At 67.2% G+C, this 3216-nt stretch carries 3 protein-coding genes; all 3 read left to right on the forward strand.

Annotated features, from left to right (window positions below; genetic code table 11):
• Positions 1-203 precede the first annotated feature (203 nt).
• Positions 204-836, forward strand: a complete 633-nt coding sequence (locus ABZ914_RS49120) for a ClpP family protease (protein ID WP_387031146.1) — start codon at positions 204-206, stop codon at positions 834-836.
• A gap of 61 nt (positions 837-897) precedes the next feature.
• Positions 898-1560, forward strand: coding sequence for an ATP-dependent Clp protease proteolytic subunit (locus ABZ914_RS49125; RefSeq protein WP_433252944.1), 663 nt, complete (start codon positions 898-900; stop codon positions 1558-1560).
• A 170-nt stretch (positions 1561-1730) separates the two neighbouring features.
• Positions 1731-3005 carry an ATP-dependent Clp protease ATP-binding subunit ClpX gene (gene clpX / locus ABZ914_RS49130; RefSeq protein ID WP_151545781.1) on the forward strand — a complete coding sequence of 425 codons (1275 nt, stop codon included), beginning with the start codon at positions 1731-1733 and terminating at the stop codon, positions 3003-3005.
• Positions 3006-3216 lie beyond the last annotated feature (211 nt).

Consider the following 3216-nt stretch of genomic DNA (forward strand, 5'->3'; position numbering starts at 1 on the left):
GACGCCCTGAGCGTTCCCGACACGCCCCGCACCCGTGCTCCGGGTGCGGGGCGTGTCGCGTTCGCGGAGATCGTCCATACCTCGCGGAGGCGTGGGTACGCCCCTGGCGAAAAGGCGGCCCCCCGGGCGTAAACGGGGTCGTGAGCGCGTTACTGTCCAATCATCCGAACCGATTAAAAGGACCGGAGGAACACCCGGTGAGCATGCCTCCGACTTTCGACGAGTCGTCGCGGATCCAGGCGCGGGTGGCCGAGGCGCCCCTGCTGCCCCTGGGCGACCAGCTGTTCCAGCGGCTGCTGCGCGAGCGCATCGTCTTCCTCGGCCAGCAGGTCGACGACGACATCGCCAACCGCATCTGCGCCGAGCTCCTGCTGCTGTCGGCCGAGGACGGCCGCCGCGACATCACGATCTACATCAACTCGCCAGGCGGCTCCGTCACCGCCGGCATGGCGATCTACGACATCATGCAGTACGTCCCGAACGACATCGTGACGGTCGGGATGGGGCTGGCCGCCTCGATGGGCCAGTTCCTGCTGTGCGCGGGCACCACGGGCAAGCGCTACGCCCTGCCGCACGCCCGGATCATGATGCACCAGCCGTCCGGCGGCATCGGCGGCACCGCCTCCGACATCAAGATCCAGGCCGAGCAGATGCTGTACGTCAAGAAGACGCTCGCCGAGAAGATCGCCCAGCACACCGGCCAGTCGCTCGACCAGATCGAGCGCGACTCCGACCGGGACCGCTGGTTCACCGCCGACGAGGCCAAGGACTACGGGTTCGTCGACCACGTGGTCCTCAGCGCCAACCAGGTGCCCTCCGAGGGCACGGTCTCCTGACGACCTGAATCACTATCGGAGGCACACAGTGAGCGACTTCATCCGACCCGGCTTCAGCGACCTGGTCCGGCCCGGCGTCCAGGCGGGCGGGTCCCCGGCGCCGGTCGACAGCCGGTACATCATCCCCTCCTTCGTCGAGCGCACCACGTACGGGGTCAAGGAGATGAACCCGTACAACAAGCTCTTCGAGGAGCGGATCATCTTCCTCGGCGTGCAGATCGACGACGCGTCCGCCAACGACGTGATGGCCCAGCTGATCACGCTGGAGTCGATCGACCCCGACCGCGACATCAGCATCTACATCAACTCGCCCGGCGGCTCGTTCACCGCCATGACGGCGATCTACGACACGATGCAGTTCGTCAAGCCCGACATCCAGACGGTCTGCATCGGCCAGGCCGCCTCGGCCGCCGCGGTGCTGCTCGGCGCCGGCACGCCCGGCAAGCGGGCGGCGCTGCCCAACTCGCGGATCCTGATCCACCAGCCCGCGACCGAGGGCACCTACGGCCAGTCCAGCGACATCGAGATCCAGGCCCGCGAGATCATGCGGATCCGCGAGCTGCTCGAGACGATCCTGGCCGAGCACAGCGGCAAGCCGATCGAGGAGGTCCGCCGCGACATCGAGCGCGACAAGATCCTCACCGCCGACGAGGCCAAGGAGTACGGTCTCATCGACGATGTCTTCGCCAGCAGGAAGCGCAAGGCGGAGGTAGTGTCGTCCTGAGGACGTAGGACGCGGGAGGTCCCGAGCCCGGTGGTCATACTTCCGGGCGAGGGGCTTACCAAGTCCGTTGGAGGCGGTAACGTCGAGTCCAACGTCGAGAGCCCTCGGGACGCCAGCCGGCCGCGCCGCACCCTCTCAGACGGGCGGCCCCACGAAAAGGAGACAGTTGGGTGGCACGCATCGGCGACGGTGGTGATCTGCTCAAGTGCTCGTTCTGCGGGAAGAGCCAGAAGCAGGTCAAGAAGCTCATCGCGGGTCCGGGCGTGTACATCTGCGACGAGTGCATCGATCTCTGCAACGAGATCATCGAGGAGGAGCTCTCCGAGACCTCCGACCTGAAGTGGGACAACCTGCCCAAGCCGCGGGAGATCTACGAGTTCCTGGACTCCTACGTCATCGGGCAGGAGACGGCGAAGAAGGCGCTCTCCGTCGCCGTCTACAACCACTACAAGCGGATCCAGTCGGGTGACGTGGGCCGGGACGACCAGGTGGAACTGGGCAAGTCCAACATCCTGCTGCTCGGCCCGACCGGATCCGGCAAGACGCTGCTCGCGCAGACGCTCGCCAAACTCCTCAACGTCCCGTTCGCCATCGCGGACGCCACGGCGCTGACGGAGGCCGGATATGTCGGCGAGGATGTCGAGAACATCCTCCTGAAACTGATCCAGGCGGCCGACTACGACGTCAAGAAGGCCGAGACCGGGATCATCTACATCGACGAGGTCGACAAGATCGCCCGCAAGAGCGAGAACCCGTCGATCACCAGGGACGTCTCGGGCGAGGGCGTCCAGCAGGCGCTGCTGAAGATCCTGGAGGGCACCACCGCGAGCGTCCCGCCGCAGGGCGGCCGCAAGCACCCCCACCAGGAGTTCATCCAGATCGACACCACGAACGTGCTGTTCATCTGCGGCGGCGCGTTCGCCGGCCTGGAGAAGATCGTCGAGTCCCGGGTGGGCAAGCAGGGGATGGGCTTCGGCGCCCAGATCCGCTCCAAGTCCGACTTCGAGGAGTCCTCGGCGGTGCTCGGCGACGTCATGCCGGAGGACCTGCTGAAGTTCGGCATGATCCCGGAGTTCGTCGGCCGCCTCCCGGTGATCACCTCGGTGCACAACCTGGACCGGGAAGCGCTGATCAACATCCTGACCGAGCCGAAGAACGCGCTGGTCCGCCAGTACCACCGCCTCTTCGAGCTGGACGGGGTCGACCTGGAGTTCACCGACGACGCCCTCGAGGCGATCGCCGACCAGGCCATCCTGCGCGGCACCGGCGCCCGCGGCCTCCGCGCGATCATGGAGGAGGTCCTGCTGTCGGTGATGTACGAGGTGCCGAGCCGGCAGGACGTCGCGCGCGTGGTGATCACCCGCGAGGCCGTCCTGGAGCACGTCAACCCGACCCTCGTCCCGCGCGACCGCCCGAAGCGCGAGCCGAGGGAGAAGAGCGCCTAGCACGCCCGCGGACGCCCCTGGCCACCAGGCCGGGGGCGTTCACGCGTTCCATGGTCTTTCACGACCTCCCGCAGCAGCCGCATCGCAGCGACCTGAGCCATCACGCGAGCGCGCTATCTGACCGGTGGGGCGAAGCCGAAGGCGAGCCCCACCGGGAAGCTCGCGAAGCGAGTTCGCGCTCGCCCAAGACCGGTCAAGGGGCGAGCCAGAT

Source organism: Spirillospora sp. NPDC046719, assembly GCF_040645715.1.
GTDB lineage: Bacteria > Actinomycetota > Actinomycetes > Streptosporangiales > Streptosporangiaceae > Spirillospora.